Source organism: Mesorhizobium sp. M0621 (assembly GCF_040320745.1).
Classification (GTDB): Bacteria; Pseudomonadota; Alphaproteobacteria; order Rhizobiales; family Rhizobiaceae; genus Mesorhizobium.
Genome location: NZ_JAMYQF010000061.1, coordinates 20,312 through 37,773, shown reverse-complemented (window position 1 = coordinate 37,773; position 17,462 = coordinate 20,312). Strand labels below are relative to the sequence as shown.

20 protein-coding genes are annotated in these 17,462 nt (G+C 63.2%); 11 read left to right on the top strand and 9 right to left on the bottom strand.

Going from position 1 to position 17,462, the window contains the following annotated elements:
• Window positions 1-130 precede the first annotated feature (130 nt).
• Complete coding sequence (locus tag NKI38_RS28720; RefSeq protein WP_352663632.1) at window positions 131-1,138, bottom strand: polysaccharide deacetylase family protein; 1,008 nt, start codon at window positions 1,136-1,138, stop codon at window positions 131-133.
• Between the two features lie 245 nt (window positions 1,139-1,383).
• Between NKI38_RS28720 and NKI38_RS28715 the strand changes: the two genes are divergently transcribed.
• Both NKI38_RS28715 and der read left to right on the top strand, forming a co-directional pair.
• On the top strand, window positions 1,384-2,049 hold the full coding sequence (locus NKI38_RS28715) for a tetratricopeptide repeat protein (RefSeq protein WP_352663630.1): 666 nt from the start codon (window positions 1,384-1,386) through the stop codon (window positions 2,047-2,049).
• On the top strand, window positions 2,046-3,479 hold the full coding sequence (gene der / locus NKI38_RS28710) for a ribosome biogenesis GTPase Der (protein WP_352663628.1): 1,434 nt from the start codon (window positions 2,046-2,048) through the stop codon (window positions 3,477-3,479). The genes NKI38_RS28715 and der overlap by 4 nt, the downstream gene beginning before the upstream one ends.
• Window positions 3,480-3,500: 21 nt before the next feature.
• On the opposite strand, the gene NKI38_RS28705 is transcribed toward der, so the two are convergent.
• Window positions 3,501-4,424: a LysR substrate-binding domain-containing protein gene (locus NKI38_RS28705; protein ID WP_352663626.1), complete on the bottom strand. Its 924-nt coding sequence runs from the start codon at window positions 4,422-4,424 to the stop codon at window positions 3,501-3,503.
• Window positions 4,425-4,541: 117 nt separating this feature from the next.
• Between NKI38_RS28705 and NKI38_RS28700 the strand changes: the two genes are divergently transcribed.
• From NKI38_RS28700 to NKI38_RS28670, 7 genes are all read left to right on the top strand, one after another.
• Window positions 4,542-5,831 carry an MFS transporter gene (locus NKI38_RS28700; protein WP_352663624.1) on the top strand — a complete coding sequence of 430 codons (1,290 nt, stop codon included), beginning with the start codon at window positions 4,542-4,544 and terminating at the stop codon, window positions 5,829-5,831.
• 142 nt (window positions 5,832-5,973) lie between these two features.
• Window positions 5,974-7,155, top strand: a complete 1,182-nt coding sequence (locus NKI38_RS28695; RefSeq protein WP_352663622.1) for a cell wall hydrolase — start codon at window positions 5,974-5,976, stop codon at window positions 7,153-7,155.
• A gap of 254 nt (window positions 7,156-7,409) precedes the next feature.
• Window positions 7,410-7,817 (top strand): AtpZ/AtpI family protein, encoded by a 408-nt coding sequence (locus NKI38_RS28690; protein WP_352626482.1) that lies wholly within the window; start codon window positions 7,410-7,412, stop codon window positions 7,815-7,817.
• Between the two features lie 58 nt (window positions 7,818-7,875).
• The gene (locus NKI38_RS28685; protein ID WP_352663620.1) at window positions 7,876-8,634 is read left to right on the top strand and encodes a F0F1 ATP synthase subunit A; all 759 of its coding nucleotides are present in this window, start codon (window positions 7,876-7,878) and stop codon (window positions 8,632-8,634) included.
• An 84-nt stretch (window positions 8,635-8,718) separates the two neighbouring features.
• Entirely contained in the window at window positions 8,719-8,943 is a 225-nt protein-coding gene (locus NKI38_RS28680; RefSeq protein ID WP_006206606.1) for a F0F1 ATP synthase subunit C, read from the top strand.
• Between the two features lie 78 nt (window positions 8,944-9,021).
• Window positions 9,022-9,621 (top strand): F0F1 ATP synthase subunit B, encoded by a 600-nt coding sequence (locus tag NKI38_RS28675; RefSeq protein ID WP_352663618.1) that lies wholly within the window; start codon window positions 9,022-9,024, stop codon window positions 9,619-9,621.
• Window positions 9,622-9,632: 11 nt separating this feature from the next.
• Window positions 9,633-10,124, top strand: a complete 492-nt coding sequence (locus NKI38_RS28670; protein ID WP_352626486.1) for a F0F1 ATP synthase subunit B — start codon at window positions 9,633-9,635, stop codon at window positions 10,122-10,124.
• A gap of 262 nt (window positions 10,125-10,386) precedes the next feature.
• Here NKI38_RS28670 and rnhB read toward each other — a convergent pair whose 3' ends face one another.
• Window positions 10,387-11,082: a ribonuclease HII gene (gene rnhB, locus NKI38_RS28665; RefSeq protein WP_352663616.1), complete on the bottom strand. Its 696-nt coding sequence runs from the start codon at window positions 11,080-11,082 to the stop codon at window positions 10,387-10,389.
• A 151-nt stretch (window positions 11,083-11,233) separates the two neighbouring features.
• Window positions 11,234-12,388: a PA0069 family radical SAM protein gene (locus tag NKI38_RS28660; RefSeq protein ID WP_352627286.1), complete on the bottom strand. Its 1,155-nt coding sequence runs from the start codon at window positions 12,386-12,388 to the stop codon at window positions 11,234-11,236.
• A gap of 148 nt (window positions 12,389-12,536) precedes the next feature.
• On the opposite strand from NKI38_RS28660, the gene NKI38_RS28655 reads away from it, so the two are divergent.
• Together NKI38_RS28655 and NKI38_RS28650 are read left to right on the top strand one after the other, a co-directional pair.
• Window positions 12,537-13,061: a glycosyltransferase gene (locus tag NKI38_RS28655; RefSeq protein WP_352663614.1), complete on the top strand. Its 525-nt coding sequence runs from the start codon at window positions 12,537-12,539 to the stop codon at window positions 13,059-13,061.
• A gap of 147 nt (window positions 13,062-13,208) precedes the next feature.
• Complete coding sequence (locus tag NKI38_RS28650) at window positions 13,209-14,183, top strand: phytanoyl-CoA dioxygenase family protein (RefSeq protein WP_352663612.1); 975 nt, start codon at window positions 13,209-13,211, stop codon at window positions 14,181-14,183.
• Window positions 14,184-14,190: 7 nt separating this feature from the next.
• Here the strand turns inward: NKI38_RS28650 and NKI38_RS28645 are convergent, their stop codons facing one another.
• From NKI38_RS28645 to NKI38_RS28625, 5 genes are all read right to left on the bottom strand, one after another.
• A complete protein-coding gene (locus NKI38_RS28645; protein ID WP_352663610.1) occupies window positions 14,191-14,616 on the bottom strand; it encodes a GFA family protein in 426 nt (141 codons plus the stop codon).
• Window positions 14,617-14,753: 137 nt separating this feature from the next.
• On the bottom strand, window positions 14,754-15,308 hold the full coding sequence (gene moaB / locus NKI38_RS28640) for a molybdenum cofactor biosynthesis protein B (RefSeq protein WP_352663608.1): 555 nt from the start codon (window positions 15,306-15,308) through the stop codon (window positions 14,754-14,756).
• A complete protein-coding gene (locus NKI38_RS28635) occupies window positions 15,295-16,194 on the bottom strand; it encodes a 4-(cytidine 5'-diphospho)-2-C-methyl-D-erythritol kinase (RefSeq protein ID WP_352663638.1) in 900 nt (299 codons plus the stop codon). Before NKI38_RS28635 ends, moaB begins: the two co-directional genes overlap by 14 nt.
• A gap of 26 nt (window positions 16,195-16,220) precedes the next feature.
• The gene (locus NKI38_RS28630; RefSeq protein WP_352663606.1) at window positions 16,221-16,406 is read right to left on the bottom strand and encodes a hypothetical protein; all 186 of its coding nucleotides are present in this window, start codon (window positions 16,404-16,406) and stop codon (window positions 16,221-16,223) included.
• A gap of 140 nt (window positions 16,407-16,546) precedes the next feature.
• On the bottom strand, window positions 16,547-17,410 hold the full coding sequence (locus tag NKI38_RS28625; protein ID WP_352663604.1) for a S49 family peptidase: 864 nt from the start codon (window positions 17,408-17,410) through the stop codon (window positions 16,547-16,549).
• Window positions 17,411-17,462: the final 52 nt, after the last annotated feature.

Genomic DNA, 17,462 nt, shown 5'->3' with positions numbered 1-17,462 from the left:
GGGAATACCTCTGCTCAAGGTAAGTCTTTGTCGCAGAAGCATTTTCCTTGATTCGGAGCCCCGATGCACTTCAACTGTGTGAGATATCCGGGCTAAAAGCCGAGGTTGGAAACCGAATCGGGTTGGCGGCTCAGCCGCCAACCGAATCCTGCTTCTGGGTAGCATCCTGGCGCGAGACATAGTCGCGAAAACTGATGCATTCCACATCGGCCTTGACGCAGACTTCGCCGGCAAAGCGCTCCAGCGCGCTCCAATAGGCGCCGTCATTCATCAGCGCGAAATGGAAGCCGAGCTCCAGCGGAATGCGCTTGCCCGCATACTGCTTGTCGAAGGCGGCGCGGAAGGCGTCATAGGTGCGGTTCGCGAACTCGTCCGTCATGCTTGGCCGCTCGAAGCCGCCGGAATGCCTGACATAGAGATTGTAGTCCATGGCGATGACGGGCCGTGACGTCGGTCCCTCTGGAATCTGCGGCAGCGAAAAGTGCATGATGCCGTTGCCGACCACCGGCCGGGCAGGGCCCTGCGAGACGGCGCTCGCGTCGAACTGATAGCCGGCCGCCGGCAGCGCCTCGTATAGGGCTTTGTTCGCCGACAGATACGGCGCGCGAAAGCCGACCACCGCATGCCGCGCGAAGTCGCGCCAGCGCTCGGGTTCGGGCGCAATGCCGTTGATCGCATAGGCGTTCTCGAGAATGTGCTCCAACGAACTGAACTCTTTCAGCCAGTCCGTCTTGCTCCAGTCCTTGCCGTCGAAATGGCCGCAGCCATGACTGGCGATATCGTGGCCTTCCTGCGCGGCAAGCCCGATCTGCTCGAGCCGCTCGGTGACTTCCTGCTTCGACGCGGCAAAGCCGATGTTGGATTTGCCGGCGCTTTTGCCGGGTGCCGTGTATTCCTTGCGCGTCTCCGGCGACAGCAGGAAGACGCAGGAGAGAAAATAGGTGAAGTGCGCGCCGGTGCGCTGCGCCAGTGCCCGGCTGCGCTTCCACTGCGAAATGTCGCGGGCGCTGTCGAACGAGATGATGACGACCTGCTTGGGCTTTGCCGGCGTTGTTGGCGCGGGCGGATCGGCCAAAGCCCCACCGGCAGTGGCAAGCGCAGCGAGGGAAAACGCAACAACACGGAACGGACGGTACATCGGCAATCTGATCTGCACTCTTCTGAGTTGCACTCTTTTGAGCTGCACTCTGGGGGACGTCTAGAAGCCGGCTATCCCCGAAATGTGGCGCGGGTGCGATTGGCCTTTTCGGCTGCTTGCCCGGGGCAAACATCCGTTTGCCCTAGGGAATGGGCGATTTTCCGGTTGAACCCCTTCCATGCCGACAAAATTTCGCTAAAACGCGGGCTGACAAAGGCCCGACCGGGCAGGAATGGTTTTGATCGATGTCCGACGACAGTTTTATCCGTGAAGTCAACGACGAGATGCGTCGCGACCAGGCGCAGGCGCTTTGGGACCGCTTCGGTCCCGCCTTGCTTGTCCTCGCGATCCTCGTGGTGCTCGGCACCGCCGCCTTCGTCGGCTATCGCTATTGGGACGAGACGCGTGCCAACCGCTCCGGCGATGCGTTCTCGCAGGCGCTGAAGCTGGCCAATGACGGCAAGAACGACGAAGCGCTGACCGCGCTCGATCAACTGGAGAAGGATGGCTACGGCGCCTATCCATTGCTTGCCCGCATGCGCGGCGCGACCGTCAAGGCGAACAAGGGCGACGTCCCCGCCGCCATCAAGGATTTCGACGAGGTCGCCGCCGACACCGCCATCCCCCAGGGCATTCGCGACATGGCGCGCCTGCGGGCAGCACTCTTGCTTGTCGACCATGGCTCCTTCGCCGACGTCTCCAGCCGTGTCGAGGCGCTCACAGCCGACACCAACACGCTTCGCCACACGGCGCGCGAGGCGCTCGGCCTTTCCGCCTGGAAGGAAGGCAAGGCCCAGGATGCGCTAAAGCTGTTCGACCAGATCGCCGCAGATGACGGCGCCCCGCGCAACACCCGCGAGCGCGCAACGTTGATGTCCGAGCTGATCCGCGGGTCGGGCAGTGCGTCGTGACCTTCAAAGTCGCCATCATCGGCAGACCTAACGTCGGCAAATCGACTCTTTTCAATCGGCTGGTGGGAAGGAAGCTGGCGCTTGTCGACGACACGCCGGGCGTCACCCGCGACCGTCGCGTCCATGCCGCCAAGCTCTACGACCTGCATTTCGATGTCATCGACACCGCCGGCTTCGAGGATGCGGGCGCCTCGACCTTGCCGGGCCGCATGCGCGCGCAGACCGAGATTGCCATCCGCGAGGCCGACCTGATCTTCTTCACCATCGATGCCAAGTCCGGCCTGTTGCCTGACGACAGGACCTTCGCCGAGATCGTGCGCAAGTCCGGCAAGCCGGTGGTGCTGGTCGCCAACAAGGCCGAGGCGAAGGGCGCCCAGGGCGGCATGTTGGAGGCCTGGGAACTCGGCCTTGGCGAACCGATCCCGGTTTCGGCCGAGCATGGCCAGGGCATGCCCGATTTGCGCGATGCCGTGATCGGAGCGCTCGGCGAAGCGCGTGCTTTCGGCGAAGATGAGGACGGCGAAGACGAAGAAGTCGCTGCCGGCGAGGTTCTGATCGGCGAGGATATCGCCGATCCGGATGCCGAGCACAGCTATGACGATACCAAGCCGATGCGCATCGCCGTCGTTGGTCGTCCCAATGCCGGCAAGTCGACATTGATCAACGCGCTGATCGGCGAAGAACGGCTGCTCACCGGACCGGAAGCCGGCATCACCCGTGATTCCATCTCCGTCGACTGGGATTGGCATGGCCGCCGCCTGAAACTGTTCGACACGGCCGGCATGCGCCGCAAGGCCAGGATCCACGAGAAGCTGGAAGTGATGTCGGTGCAGGACGGCCTGCGCGCCATCCGCTTCGCCGAGATCGTCATCATCGTGCTCGACGCCACCATTCCCTTCGAGAAACAGGATCTGCAGATCGCCGACCTGATCATCCGCGAAGGTCGCGCGCCGGTGATCGCCTTCAACAAATGGGATCTGATCGACCATCCCCAGGAGCTTCTGGCGGAACTGCGCGAAAAGACGGAGCGGCTTCTTCCCCAGGCGCGCGGCCTCCAGGCCGTACCCGTATCGGCCGAGACCGGCCGCGGTCTCGACAAGCTGATGGATGCCGTCATCAGGACCCACAAGGTGTGGAACAGCCGCGTCTCGACCGGCAAGCTCAACCGCTGGCTGGAAAGCATCCTGGCGCATCATCCGCCGCCTGCGGTCGCAGGACGCCGGTTGAAGATCAAATATGTCACTCAGGCCAAGACCCGGCCGCCGGGTTTCGTCGTCCAGTGCTCGCGGCCCGATGCGATGCCGCAGTCCTATGTCCGCTATCTCTCCAACAGCCTGCGCGAAGCCTTCGACATTCCCGGCGTGCCGATCCGAATCGCGTTGCGAACGTCGGACAACCCATTCGCTGGCAGGGCCAAGAAACGCAGTTGAGCGTCGGCGCCCGTCTGGTGATCACGCCACGTTGCGCAAACCGTTGTCGTTGGCCCGCGCATTTTCGGGCAGCGCCTGCCGCGCTGCATCCAGCAATATATCGGCAAGGCGGGCCACCACCGGCTCGGCGTCGGCATCCTTGCGATGCAGGAACAGCGCCATCTTGGGCAGCGCCGGCAATCCGGCGATCTCCGGCGTCATCGCGCTGACGCTGGCCGGCAGGCCGATGTCGGTGCGGATCGTCAGCCCCAGCCCCGCCGCAACCGCTGCCCAGATGCCGCCAAGGCTCGGGCTGGAAAAGGCCATCCGCCAAGGCAGGCCGGCGCGGTCGAGCGTTTCGGTTGCAACCGTGCGCAAAAGGCATGGCGCTTCGAGCGCCACCAGGGGCAGTGGCTCACTGTCGCGCAGGCTGGTCTCGATGCGCTTTGCCGGGCCGATCCAACGCATCGGCACATCGGCGACGTGTTCACTGTAGGGCAGCGTCTCGCCACTGTGCCAGGCGAGCGCGATATCGAGACTGCCTGACAGGATCCGTTCAACAAGGTCGTGGCTGCGCGCGATCCTGGCTTCGATCTTGACCTTGGGGTGGGCGCGGGCAAAGCGGCCGAGCACGTCAGGCAACACTGCCTCGCCGAAATCCTCCTGCAGGCCAAGCCTTACCCAGCCTTCCAGCTCGACGTCGTGGATGGCGGATGCCGCTTCGTCATTGAGCTCGATCAGCCGGCGCGCATAGCCGAGCATGGTCTCGCCCGCCTCGGTCAAGGCGAGGCCGCGCCCCGACTTGCGGAAGATCGGCGTCGCCGCCTGTTCTTCCAGTTTTTTCAATTGCGCGCTGACCGCCGACGTCGACCGGCCAAGCCGATCGGCCGCCTTGGCGAAGCTGCCCAGCTCCATGCCGGTGACGAAACTGCGGAGGACGTCGAGGTCGAATGTCACGCGTCGCATATTTTTAGTCCTGCTTTTCAGGATGGTAAGTTTAAAAGTTCCTGATTTTAAGGATGAAAATATGGCGCTAGAGACAGACCGTCAAGGCCACCACTGGCCCAGCACGGGAATGAAATCATGTCCGCCATTGTCAATTGCACCGACCGACAGCCGCAGGAGCTCCTGGAAGATACCGGCTCCGCCGCGAGGGCATTCAAGCCCAGCCATCGCTGGAAGGTTCTCGGCCTCGGCGTTGCCGCCAATGCCAGCTTCTCGGCCACTTTCGCCGGCATACCGGCAACGGCGGTCGTGCTTCGTCAGGGCTATCACCTAAGCAATGCCGAACTCGGCCTGGCACTCGGCCTTCTCGGGCTGGGGGTCGCGCTCAGCGAACTGCCATGGGGCCTGCTCACCGACCGCTGGGGCGATCGCCGCGTGCTTCTGATCGGGCTTGGCGCCACGGCTGTGTGGCTCCTGGTCATGGCTATGCTGGTTGTGCCGACAAGGACCGGTGTTCCCGGCGTCACGCTACTCTGCGCGAGCCTGCTCATCACAGGACTGCTCGGCGGCAGCGTCAACGGTTCGAGCGGCCGCGCCATCATGGGCTGGTTTCGGGAAAACGAGCGCGGCTTTGCCATGAGCATCAGGCAGACGGCGGTGCCGCTTGGCGGCGGCCTTGGTGCGCTCGTTCTGCCCTCGCTTGCCCTGGCTTTCAGCTTTGCCGCGGTGTTCGGGGCCTTGGCGGCTGCATCTGCCCTCTCTGCCCTGTTTGCGTGGCGCTGGCTGCACGAGCCGCCGAAGGCGGGCGAGGGCCATCTCGCTGCGGCGATCGCCGGACCGGCGCCGCTGCGTAACATCGAGGTCTGGCGTATCGCCACAGCCATCGGCCTACTCTGCTTTCCGCAAGTGGCTGTGCTCACCTTCGCCTCCGTGTTCCTGCACGACTTCGTCGGTCTGGGAACGGCAGCGATCAGTGCGAGTCTCGCCGCCGTGCAGATCGGCGCCATGGTCATGCGCATCTGGAGCGGCCGCTTCACCGACCGCCACGGCAACCGCCGCCAGTTCCTTCGCTTTTGCAGTGCGCTCAGCGCGCTTGCCTTTGGGGTGCTTTGGCTGCTGGTTCTGGCCAGTCCCGCCATACCAGGCGGCCAGTTCTTCTCGATGGCGGTCCTTCCCGTTGTCCTTATTGTCGCAGGAGTCTCGGTCTCCGCCTGGCACGGCGTCGCCTATACCGAGCTTGCCACGCTTGCAGGTGCCGGCCATGTCGGAACCGCGCTCAGCCTTGCCAACAGCTTCGTTTTCATAGGCTTCTTCCTGGTGCCGGTGGCCATTCCGGGGCTCTTGCACCTCTGGTCATGGTCCGGAGTCTGGCTATCTGCCGCCATTTGCGCGCTGATCGCCTGGCCGATCTTCCTGCGGCCGGCCTGACTTCGGCCGCAAAACCGCCCGACTTCGGAACCACGACCTCGGACCGACCGGGAAAACCCGATCGAACCTGTTAACGTCCCATCAAGGTTAATGCATCATTTTGCTCTCCAGTGGGGTCAGTAGCGTTCCTGGAGAGAGTTCCGTGCATCGACGTGTGTTGAAGCGGCTTGCTGCCGCCGCCGGTGAGAGGCGTGGCTTTCTGTCCCCATTGGTCATCGGTCTCGGCATCTGGATCGGCTTTCCGACCGTCGCCGCCTACCAGGACATGACGAGCCTCGTTTCCGGTCTCGAAGCGTCGAATACTCGCTGGAATTCTTATGTCGAGAAATCCATTGCCGGCTCGACCCATGCGGCCGAGATGCCCTTTGTCGATTCCGATGTCACCGGCTCCATCTCTGGATCGGGTGTCCACCTGGCAGGTGTTGGCAGCGTGTCGTTTCGCGGCAAGGGCGGCAAGGTAAGCGCGACGCCCGATGAGGATCGCGTCGTGCGCGCCGAGAAGAAGGGCCGCATCGTCCAGATGTCTCCCGTTGCACCGCCGAAGAATTTCAATGCCGGCTCGATCTTCGAGCGCACCTCCTCCTTGCTGCGGCCCAGCATGGACAGCGGCCTGAAGATGGCTTTCGCCAAGCCGCAGATCAAAGGCAAGGAAATCCAGATCGCCGCGGCATTCCATGCGCGCGAGGACAAGAAGCCGGATCCCGGCGTGCCGGCAATGCTTGCCGCACTGGTCAACAACGACCATCCGGACGTGCTGGCGACCGCCTATGCGCAGTCCGAGCCCGACTACGCCAAGGCGTCGCCCTTCGAAGCCCTGCTTCAGGACGAGCAGCCCAACGACGGCCGCTTCATTCCGCCGATGGCCAAGGGCGATCATTCGTGGATCCAGAACCCGCTGCCCGCCAGTGTCTTCTCCAAACCGGAACAGGCATGCCTGGCGAATGGCATCTATTTCGAGGCGAGAAGCGAATCCATACGTGGTCAGGCCGCCGTCGCCCAAGTCATCCTCAATCGCGTCCGCAACCCGACCTATCCGAATTCGATCTGCGGCGTGGTCTACCAGAACGACAACTGGTTCAACCGTTGCCAGTTCTCCTTCGCCTGCGACGGCAGGAAGAAGCGTATCGACAGTCCCGTCGCCTACAAGACCGCCCAGGATATCGCCATGGCCGTCACCGCCGGCAAGATCTTCATCCCGGAGGTCGGATCGTCGACCCACTACTACGCCCAATATGTCCATCCCGGCTGGGCACGCACGATGCAGAAGATGACCAAGATCGGCCTGCATATCTTCTATCGTACCTATGGCGGCGGCTGGAGCTGAGCGCGCTACAGCGGTTGATCTTTGGCGCGGCGCGCAGTCGATCGAAGAGCCATTGCCCGGGGGATTCGCGCAACGTATCCCCATCATCTCGGCGGGCACGATGTCGCACCTTTCTAATCCATTGATTTTGCTGCCTAAAATACATGGCAATGAACTTCCGCCCGTGGCTTGACGGGCGCAAACCCTCTAACTATGTTGCCGGCGACTTTAAAAGCGGACGGACGGTGACGGTCTGACCGGGCAGGGGGGTTGCGATGGCCGACAAGAATGGGCCAGGCGGAACCGGAGAAACCGGCCGCGGCAAGCAGCATGAACCCGACATCCGCGACGACGATCTTGAGCGCCGCCGGCGTGACCTTGAAGCATCGCTCGCGACAAGGCGGCCGGACCGGCTCGAGGGGAAAGACGACGCGAAAGCGGGCAGTGTGGCCGGTTATGGCCAGGCGCTCAAACTCTCCAGCGAGTTTATCGCCGGGGTGGTGGTGGGTGCCGGCATCGGCTGGATCATCGACCGTCTGGCGGGAACATCGCCATGGGGTCTGATCGTGTTTCTGCTGCTTGGTTTTGGCGCCGGCGTGCTCAATGTGATGCGTTCCGCGGGCGTTGTGGCAGAATTCGGACAGGGCGATAAATCGCGCCGTGACCAAGACGACAAGAAATGACCGCGCTTCATGGCGGTAATGGTAACGAGGCCGTACGCGGCATTGACGGGGTTTGAACGTGGCAGCTGACAAGGTCGATCCGATCCACCAGTTCCATATCAACAAGCTGATTCCGATCGACATCGGCGGCTACGACCTGTCTTTCACCAATTCGGCGCTGTTCATGGTCGCGACCGTGGTCGCGGCGGCGGCGTTTCTGTTTCTCACGACGTCGAGCCGCAGCCTGGTTCCCGGCCGCCTTCAGTCGGTCTCCGAGATGGCCTATGAGTTCGTCGGCAACATGTTGCGCGATGCCGCCGGTACGCAGGGCATGAAGTTCTTCCCTCTTGTGTTCTCGCTGTTCATGTTCGTGCTGGTCGCCAACCTGCTCGGCCTGTTCCCGTATTTCTTCACCGTCACCAGCCACATCATCGTCACCTTCGGCCTTGCCGTGCTGGTGATCGCAACCGTGGTTGTCTACGGCTTCATGAAGCATGGTTTCGGTTTCCTGAAGCTGTTCGTGCCGCATGGCGTGCCGGTGTTCCTGCTGCCGCTGGTGGTGCTGATCGAGGTGATCTCCTTCGTGTCGCGCCCGGTCAGCCTCTCGGTTCGTCTGTTCGCCAACATGCTCGCCGGCCACATTACGCTGAAGGTGTTCTCTGGGTTCGTCGTCAGCCTGAGCGCGCTCGGCGCGGTTGGCGTCGCCGGTTCGATCCTGCCGCTGGCAATGGCGGTGGCGCTGACGGCACTGGAACTGCTGGTCGCCTTCCTGCAGGCCTACGTGTTTGCCGTGTTGACCTGCATGTATCTCAACGACGCCCTGCATCCCGGGCACTGAGCAAAAGTTTCCGGCCCAAGAGTTTCCAGCATTGGCGCCGGATGAAATCGCAACGGAATTTTTAGATCCAAAGGAGTTGAACAAATGGACGCAGAAGCAGCAAAGTACATCGGCGCCGGCATCGCTTGCCTGGGCATGGGTGGCGCGGGCATTGGCCTCGGCAACATCTTCGGCAGCTACCTGGCGGGCGCTCTGCGCAATCCGTCGGCTGCTGATGGCCAGTTCGGCCGTCTGATCTTCGGCTTCGCCGTGACCGAAGCTCTGGGCATCTTCTCGCTTCTCATCGCGCTTCTGGCCCTGTTTGGCTGAGCCTCACCTTGGCTAAGCCGTGAGAAGATTGGACAGGCCGGCCGCGCAAGCGGCGGGCCTGAATTTCGGGGATAGTCCATGTTCGTGACATCTGCCTTCGCGCAAGAGTCCGCGCCATCAGCCGATACCAGCCATGCCGCGACGGAAGGCGACACGCATTCCGGCACCAGCGTGCCTGCCGAAGCGCATGGTACGTTTCCGCCATTCGATCCGGCGACGTTCCCGTCGCAGCTTCTGTGGCTGGCAATCACCTTCGGGCTGTTCTACCTCTTCCTGAAGCGGGTTGTGATGCCGCGCGTCGGGGGCATCATCGATGTCCGCAACGATCGCATCACGCAGGATCTCGATCAGGCAGCCAAGTTGAAGGGCGAGGCCGACGCCGCCGTTGCTGCCTACGAGCAGGAACTGGCGGAAGCCAAGACCAAGGCCAACGCGATCGGCCAGCAGGCCAACGATGCGGCCAAGGTCGAGGCCGAGACCGCACGCAAGAAGGTCGAGGCCGCGCTCGACGCGAAGCTTGGCGAGGCCGAAGCCCGCATTTCTTCCATCAAGGCCAATGCCATGAAGGAAGTCGGCAGCATCGCCGAGGACACCGCTTCGGCGATCGTCGAGGCCCTGGTCGGCGGCAAGGCCAGCAAGGCCGAGATCGCGGCCGCGGTCAAATCCGTCGCCCGGTAAGGGAGCGCATCATGGATTACACATCTCTCGCGACGCTCTGGGCTACGATAGCCCTCATCATCTTCCTGGGCGTTGCCGTCTACATCAAGGTGCCTGGCATGATCGCCAAGGCGCTCGACGCCCGCGCCGACAGGATCAGCAATGAGCTGGACGAAGCGCGCCGGCTGCGCGAGGAGGCCCAGCAGCTGCTCGGCCAGTACCAGCGCAAGCGCAAGGAAGCCGAGCAGGAGGCCGCGGCCATCGTCGCTGCCGCCAAGCGCGAAGCCGACATGCTTGCAGCCGAGGCGCACAAGAAGACCGAGGACTATGTCGTCAGGCGCACCGCGCTTGCCGAACAGAAGATCGGCCAGGCCGAGCGTGACGCCATCAGCGAAGTCCGCGCCAGCGCCGTCGATATCGCCGTCGAGGCAGCACGCACGCTGCTCGCCGGCAAGATCGACGCCAAGGCGGGTGCCGACCTGTTCAAGGCTTCGCTTGCGGACGTGAAGTCGAAACTGAACTAGGCCTTCGCAGACCCGATACGATCAAAGCCGCCCGGGCAACCTGGCGGCTTTTTTGCTGTGGAAAACCAGATTGGCGAAGGCGGTCGAGCGCGTAATCTCCCTCCTTGAGGGGGAGATGGCCGGCAGGCCAGAGGGGGTCGCCGCGCGTGAAGCGCTGACCTCATCTTTGCTGAAGAATGGCGTCGTGCCCAGTCGAGCCGACCCCCTCTGTCGCCTTCGGCGACATCTCCCCCTCGAGGGGGGAGATCAGCTGCCGCTCGGCTCAATCGAGCCCGACGAGGCTCTCTTCCTCAATCACTTCCACCCCGCCCAATCTGAACGGCGCAAACGACACGCGGTGCAGCCGTGCCACGGGACCATGGGCCTCGATCGCCGTGCGATGGCGGACCGTGGCGTAGCCCATATGGGACTCGAAGCCATAGCGGTCGTGATGGTTGCCGCAGCCGCACATCATGCGGTCGCGCATCACCTTGGCGACGATCGAGGCGGCGGCGATCGATTGCGAACGCTGGTCGCCCTTGATCAGCGCGCGCCCCGCGCAGGGCAGGCCCGGCGGCACGTCGCGCCCGTCGGCGAGCGCGAGCTTCGGTTGAACCGACAGCCCGATCAGGGCACGGCGCATCGCCTCCAGGCTTGCCTTGAGGATGTTGCTGCCATCGATGCCCTCAGCGCTGATCGAGGCCATTGAGACCGCCTGCGCGGAGCCGAGAATGCTCAGGAACAGGGCCTCACGCTGCAAATGAGTGAGGCGTTTGGAATCGTCCAGTCCGTCCGGAATGTTGGCGGGATCGAGCACTACCGCAGCGGCCACCACCGGTCCGGCCAAGGGACCGCGGCCGGCCTCGTCCATGCCCGCAACTGGCCACAGGCCGTCGGCCATCGCCTTCGTCTCGAAGGAGAAGTCGGGCTTCTCGATGATCTCAAAGAGAGGCGGAGAATCAGAACGCGCGCGAGCCATGTTGCGGCGAGGTTCGCATCGGTTCCGATTCTCCGCAAGTCCCTCCGGGTTGGTGGGGCGCCGGACCGGGAGGGCACCGTCTGCAGGCCGGGGCAGGCCGGACGGGATTCCTGTGCCGCGGCAGACCAAGCCGCCGCAGTGAATTGCATTCTCAAAGCAGCGTCAGCTGCAATTGGTCTTTGGCAGCAGCAACGAACTGGTCGGTCCGCAATGTGCGCCGTTCGGCATTGAGGCCGAGCCGCTTGGCTGTGATCTCGAAGCGCCGGCCGATCTGCCAGGCATAGGGACCGGCACCCTTCATGCGCTTGCCCCATTCCGAATCGTAGTCCTTGCCGTCACGCATCGAGCGGATCAGCGACATCACGTGGCGGTAGCGATCGGGATAGTGGCGCAGCAGCCAATCCTTGAAGATCGGGCTGACCTCCAGCGGCAGGCGCAGCACGACATAGCCCGCCTCGCGCGCGCCGGCGGCGCGTGCCGAATCGAGGATGCGTTCCATCTCCGGGTCGGTCAGCCCGGGAATGATCGGCGCCACCATGACCGACGCCGGAATGCCGGCATCCGAAAGCTGCCGGATCGCCTCCAGCCGCTTGGTCGGCGTCGAAGCCCGCGGCTCCATGGTGCGCGCCAGCATGCGATCGAGCGTCGTTACCGACAGCGCCACCTTGGCCAGCCCCCGCTCAGCCATGCGCGACAGGATATCGATGTCGCGCACCACCAAAGCGGACTTGGTGACGATGCCGACCGGATGGCCGCGCGCTTCCAGCACTTCGAGAATCTCGCGCATGATCCTGTATTGCTTCTCGATCGGCTGGTAGGGGTCGGTGTTGGTGCCGATGGCGATCGTTCGCGGCTGGTAGCCGTCCTTCGACAGCTCCTTGTCGAGCAAGCGCGCCGCATCTGGCTTGGCGAACAGCTTGGATTCGAAATCCAGACCCGGCGACAGGCCCATGAACGAGTGTGTCGGCCGGGCAAAGCAATACACACAGCCATGCTCGCAACCGCGATAAGGGTTGATCGAACGATCGAAGGAGATATCGGGCGATTCGTTGCGGGTGATGATGGTGCGCGGCTTCTCGACCTGCACTTCGGTCTTGAAGGGCGGCAGTTCTTCCAGCGAATTCCAGCCATCGTCGAAAACATGCCGGCTGACCGGCTCGAACCGGCCGGACGGATTGATGCCCGCCGATCTGCCGCGGTTGCGGTCCGGCCGGACACGCACGCCACTCTGCTCGATCATCGCATTGGCCATCTCGGCCCGTCCAGCTCCGAAAGCTGCAATGTCGGCGCGCACGATCTGTTCCATCTTCGCCCGCTCCCAGGGACTGTCCGTGTTGTGTCGAATCGCTCTGTTCATGAAATTATTCCTATTTTGTTGGTGAGAACAAAGCAAGAACTTTTTACGGTTCGCTGGATAACTGGCGCTATGCCGCGCTTTCCGCTATCGGCTAACGATGCTCAGTGTTCTCATCGAAACCTGCAATGACGAGGAAGGGCTTACCCGCACGCTCGCCTCGCTGATTGGCGGCGCGGTCGAGGGCGTGGTGCGTGACGTCATCGTCTGTGACACGGGCTCTACCGACCAGACGCATCGTGTGGCCGAGCATGCCGGCTGTCACTACGTGACGGGCGGCATCGCCACGGGGATCCGGCAAGCCAAGGGGGACTGGCTGCTGCTCCTGGAGCCGGGCGCACGATTGATGGAGGGCTGGATCGACGCGGTCGTCGACCATACGGCCAGGCAAACCATGGCGGCACGGTTTTCGCGGGCGCGCGGCAGCCGCATACCGTTCCTGGCGCGCGTCTTTTCCGCAAACCGCGCCTTGGCCGACGGATTGCTGATCAGCAAGCGTCAGGCCGCGGCCTCAGCCAAGAGTGCCGGCAGCGCCGAGGCCATCGCCCGCGGCCTCGCGACAAAGCGGCTCGACGCCGAGATCTGGATGGCGCCGGCGAAACGGGAACGCCGCTCCCCGAGGTGATTTTTTGCACCTGCTCTGTTCATTGTGCATTGCACAAAATCTGGCGCGAGGTTAGCTTCCGGCCCAAGCGGGTGAATTGGGTTTGGGTCATGCCGAGTGATGAACACTGATGCGGCATCGGTGTCGCCTCTCATAGCCGAGGACCCAATGAACCTTCCAACTCCCGACAAATCCGGCACGGCCAGTCTAGAGGCCATTGCGCGCAACGGCAGCCTGTTGCGGCGCATCGCCGTGCGCATTCCGACCTATCTGACGGACCTGCGGGAAAACCCTGCCTGGCTGCCGATGTTCGTGCTGGCGCGCACCATGCCTGGACGCCGCATGCATTGGCTGGGCGCAAAACGCGCCCGACCGGTCGGCGATGCGGGGGATACGATGTTTGCCGGTGTTGAACGGGGAGCGGTGGTCGAAGCGCTGCGCTCCGACGGGCTGTTTTCGGGCCTCGTCCTGCCGCCGGCGATCCATGAGGAGATCGCCGATTTCGCCCAGCGCACGCCTTGCTTCGGCAATTTCGACCGCCGTCTCGAATTCATGCCGGATGAACATGCGGAAGCTGAGAAGCGCTTTGGCCGCTCGCTGCTCAGCGGGCACTTTTTCGAGCGCATCCTCGATTGTCAGGCGGCGCTCGCCATCCAGCGCGACCCGCTGCTTCTGGACATCGCCGCGCACTATCTCGGCGGTCAGGCAAAACTGATCACGACGCGTGTCTGGTGGAGCTTTCCGACGGGTGCCGCTTCGGACGCCGACAAGAACCTCGCCTCGCTCGGCAAGTATCATTTCGACCTCGATGATTGGCGCATGCTGAAATTCTTCTTCTATCTCAAGCCCGTCGATGCCGACACCGGCCCGCATGTCTACATCAAGGGCAGCCATAAGCGCCGCAGCCTCAAGCATCAACTCACACTCCTGGTCGGCCATCCCGCGCAAGAGGTTCTGGATGTCTATGGTGAGCAGAGCCCGGTGACATTGACTGGAGAAGCAGGACTAGGCTTCGTAGAGGACCCCTTCGGCTTCCACATGGGCACCGTACCGTCACGCACGCCGAGGCTGATGATGGAAGTCGGCTTCGGCGTATCGCCGCCGTCGCGCCGTCGCTTTCATGGCGAGCCGGTCATCCGCTGAAAAGAAACTACCCGAAGTTCATCTCGACAGGCATCCAGCGAGCGCGGCGCCTGGCTTGGCGCTGCGCCCGGCTTTCGGCATCGAAGTCGACACGGACCGGCTCCTGATTGAACCGCTCCCGGTCGTCCAGGGCGTTGATGATGACGATCGCCCTTGCATCGTCATCTCCGGCGCTTGCGGCGACATAGACGCCGCACTCCCGGCAGATCAAATAGTCGGCCGTCCTCAGCCCGAACTGATATCTCCGCAATTGCGCCTCGTCCTTGACCGAGATGATCAGTCGGCCATTCGGATCGGCAACGGCGCGCGAACCATGTCTGACACAGAACGAGCATTGGCAGGCGCGAACTTCGATTTGCGACGGGTCGAGTTCGGTTGAAAATGCAAGGCGAACGTTGCCGCAATGGCATCCGCCGGTATGCATGGTCATCATATGCGCCCTGTCGTGATGGCGATGATCGCCTTCAAGCAAGGTACTTTTGCGAGGTCCGGTTTGGAATGGTGTTTCGAAGGCATCGGTGCTGTTTTGCCTGGCAAACGCCGTGTGGAACCGACGCTTTGCCTCGGTTTCTACGAAGCCGATTTGCCGCGCCGCAGATGCTCGTCCAGGCGCGGCATGATCTCGACGAAGTTGCACGGCATGTGCCGATAGTCGAGCTGCGCCTTCAGGATGCCGTCCCATGCGTCCTTGCAGGCGCCTGGCGAGCCTGGCAGCACGAAGACGAAAGTGGCGTTGACGACGCCGCCAGTCGCCCGGCTCTGGATCGTCGAGGTGCCGATCTTGTCGTAGGAGATGCGGTGGAACACTTCCGAAAAGCCGTCCATGCGCTTTTCGAAGATCGGCTCCAGCGCTTCCGGCGTCACGTCGCGCCCGGTGAAGCCGGTGCCGCCGGTGGTGATGACGACATCGATATCCTTGTCCCGCGACCACGCCAGAACCGTGTCGCGGATTTTTTCGCGGTCGTCGGTGACGATGTCGCGGGCAGCCAGGATATGACCGGCCTCGGTGATGCGGTCGACCAGCGTCTGGCCGGATTTGTCGTCTCCAAGGCTGCGCGTGTCGGAAACGGTCAGCACCGCGATGCGCACCGGAATGAAGGAGCGGCTTTCGTCAATTCTGGCCATCAGCGCCCTCCGATGCGATGCTGCGCGTCGCCGCGACGAACCAGTCGGGCTGGCGGCCGCGGATCTCGGCGGCGGCGCGCTTGGCGACATTGCCGGTCTCGAACAGGCCGAAGCAGGTCGCGCCGGATCCGGACATGCGTGAAAAACCCGATCCAGCCTTGTTAAGCCAAGAAAGCGCCCTGCCGATGGCGGGCTGCATCGCCTGCGCTGCTGGCTCGAGATCGTTGCGGGTGATCTCCAGCCAGTTGCGCAGGCTGTGGAAGTCGATGCCGCGCGGCAGCGGCGGCAGTGGTTCATTGTCGCGATGGGCGAGTGCTGCGAAGACGTCGGCCGTCGAGACCGGTGTGCCCGGATTGACCAGCACCAGCCCCAGCGCCGAGAAATCCGGCACCATCGACAGTTCGTCGCCAATGCCGCGCGCGACCAGCGGCTTTGCCGCCAGGCACATCGGCACATCGGCGCCAAGCGAGAGGCCGATCCGCGCCAGCTCGGTGCCATCGATGTCCAGGCCCCATGTCTCCACCAGCCCGCGCAGCACGGCTGCCGCGTCGCTCGAGCCACCGCCGACGCCGGAAGCAACCGGCAGGTTCTTTTCGAGCTTTATTGAGACGGGCGGGGTTCTGTTTTGGCCGACCGCCTGTCGCAGGGCATCGCGCGCCCTGAGCACCAGATTGCCGTCGTCGAGAGGAACCGCCGGCGCGTAGCGACCGGACACGGTAAAATCATCACTGTCGGCGAGCGCGATTTCGACCCTGTCGCCAAAACGCGTGAACACCGCCAGGCTCTCGATCAGATGATAGCCGTCAGGGCGCCTGCCGGTGACATGCAGCGCCAGATTGATCTTGGCGTGCGCATGCCAGGTACGCAACCCGATATCGGTGTCCACCGCGTCAGTCACATGTGAAATGATGCTCAGTCCTTGGCCAGCCGGTATTCGCCGGTCTTCGGATCCTTGACCAGCGTGCCCATCGTGCCGTTAGCCGCCTGCTTTTCGGTGCGCCGCACCTTGGCGGTCACGCGTTCGGCTTCGCGGATGAATGTGCGGTAGCCGAAATAGGCGGCGATGCCAACGACGGTGAAGAAAATGATCTGCGGCATGCCAAAACTCCTCCCACGCTGTGCCGGCGAAGGCGGCCGGTCGGGTCGGTTGATGCATGTCGCCCAAAAATGGATCCTGCTTTGGGAAATTGACATGCATGAGACTTCAAGCGCTCATGCTAGACGGTTTCGCCGATTTTTCAAAGACCGAAGCGTGCCCACAATGCGCGCTCTTCCGCCGCATCGATCACGCCGCTCGCGGCCGCGGCTGCGATATCGGGCGCCGAAAAGCCCATTCTCGAGCCGAACAGGCCGAAGCGGCCGAGGAAACCGCGCGGTGCCGTGATCAGCCTGAGCTGGGTCTTCTCCCCGAAACGGGTCTTCAGCACCGTCCGCATGTCGCCGAGCGCATCGACGAGGCCGAGTTCAAGGCCCTTTATGCCCGTCCAGAACAGGCCGGTGAACAGGTCCGGATCGTCTTTCAGTTTCATGCCGCGCCGCTCCTTGACGAGTTCGATGAACGTGCCGTGCACCTCGAGCTGTAACGCCTTCAGGCGTTCGACGTCTTCCTTCTTCTCCGGCTTGAACGGATCGAGCACCGCCTTGTTCTGGCCGGCGGTATGGACACGGCGCTCGACACCGATCTTCTTCATCAGCTCCGGGAAGCCGAACGAGGCCGAGACCACGCCGATCGAACCGACGATCGAGGACGGATCGGCGAAAATCTCGTCGCCGGCGACCGCGATCATGTAGCCGCCCGATGCCGCGACGTCCTCGACGAAGACCAGCACCTTTTTGTTCTTTTCCGTTGCCAGGTCACGGATGCGCTTGAAGATCAGCCGCGACTGCACCGGCGAGCCGCCGGGCGAATTGATCGAAATGGCGACCGCCGGCGCGTCGTAGGAAAACGCCTTCTCGATGAGGCCGGCGGTGGAGGCCAGCGACAGGCTCGGCCGGAACGGGCCGCCTCCGGCCATGATGGTGCCGTGCAGCCGGATAACCGGAATGGTGACGACAGTGGAGCGCCAGGATTTCGGCAGCAGGCGGTTGATAAGGCGTTTCACGAGGGCGCGGTCTCCGGTCGATGGGTTGCAGGCATGTAGGAATTCTCCGGCC

What these genes read in the sequence shown, in the direction of transcription:
- NKI38_RS28720 (WP_352663632.1), bottom strand. Translation starts at nt 1,138, where the DNA reads ATGTACCGTCCGTTCCGTGTTGTTGCGTTTTCCCTCGCTGCGCTTGCC.
- NKI38_RS28715 (WP_352663630.1), top strand. Translation starts at nt 1,384, where the DNA reads ATGTCCGACGACAGTTTTATCCGTGAAGTCAACGACGAGATGCGTCGC.
- NKI38_RS28705 (WP_352663626.1), bottom strand. Translation starts at nt 4,424, where the DNA reads ATGCGACGCGTGACATTCGACCTCGACGTCCTCCGCAGTTTCGTCACC.
- NKI38_RS28700 (WP_352663624.1), top strand. Translation starts at nt 4,542, where the DNA reads ATGTCCGCCATTGTCAATTGCACCGACCGACAGCCGCAGGAGCTCCTG.
- NKI38_RS28690 (WP_352626482.1), top strand. Translation starts at nt 7,410, where the DNA reads ATGGCCGACAAGAATGGGCCAGGCGGAACCGGAGAAACCGGCCGCGGC.
- NKI38_RS28680 (WP_006206606.1), top strand. Translation starts at nt 8,719, where the DNA reads ATGGACGCAGAAGCAGCAAAGTACATCGGCGCCGGCATCGCTTGCCTG.
- NKI38_RS28675 (WP_352663618.1), top strand. Translation starts at nt 9,022, where the DNA reads ATGTTCGTGACATCTGCCTTCGCGCAAGAGTCCGCGCCATCAGCCGAT.
- NKI38_RS28670 (WP_352626486.1), top strand. Translation starts at nt 9,633, where the DNA reads ATGGATTACACATCTCTCGCGACGCTCTGGGCTACGATAGCCCTCATC.
- rnhB (WP_352663616.1), bottom strand. Translation starts at nt 11,082, where the DNA reads ATGGCTCGCGCGCGTTCTGATTCTCCGCCTCTCTTTGAGATCATCGAG.
- NKI38_RS28660 (WP_352627286.1), bottom strand. Translation starts at nt 12,388, where the DNA reads ATGGAACAGATCGTGCGCGCCGACATTGCAGCTTTCGGAGCTGGACGG.
- NKI38_RS28655 (WP_352663614.1), top strand. Translation starts at nt 12,537, where the DNA reads ATGCTCAGTGTTCTCATCGAAACCTGCAATGACGAGGAAGGGCTTACC.
- NKI38_RS28650 (WP_352663612.1), top strand. Translation starts at nt 13,209, where the DNA reads ATGAACCTTCCAACTCCCGACAAATCCGGCACGGCCAGTCTAGAGGCC.
- NKI38_RS28645 (WP_352663610.1), bottom strand. Translation starts at nt 14,616, where the DNA reads ATGATGACCATGCATACCGGCGGATGCCATTGCGGCAACGTTCGCCTT.
- moaB (WP_352663608.1), bottom strand. Translation starts at nt 15,308, where the DNA reads ATGGCCAGAATTGACGAAAGCCGCTCCTTCATTCCGGTGCGCATCGCG.
- NKI38_RS28630 (WP_352663606.1), bottom strand. Translation starts at nt 16,406, where the DNA reads ATGCCGCAGATCATTTTCTTCACCGTCGTTGGCATCGCCGCCTATTTC.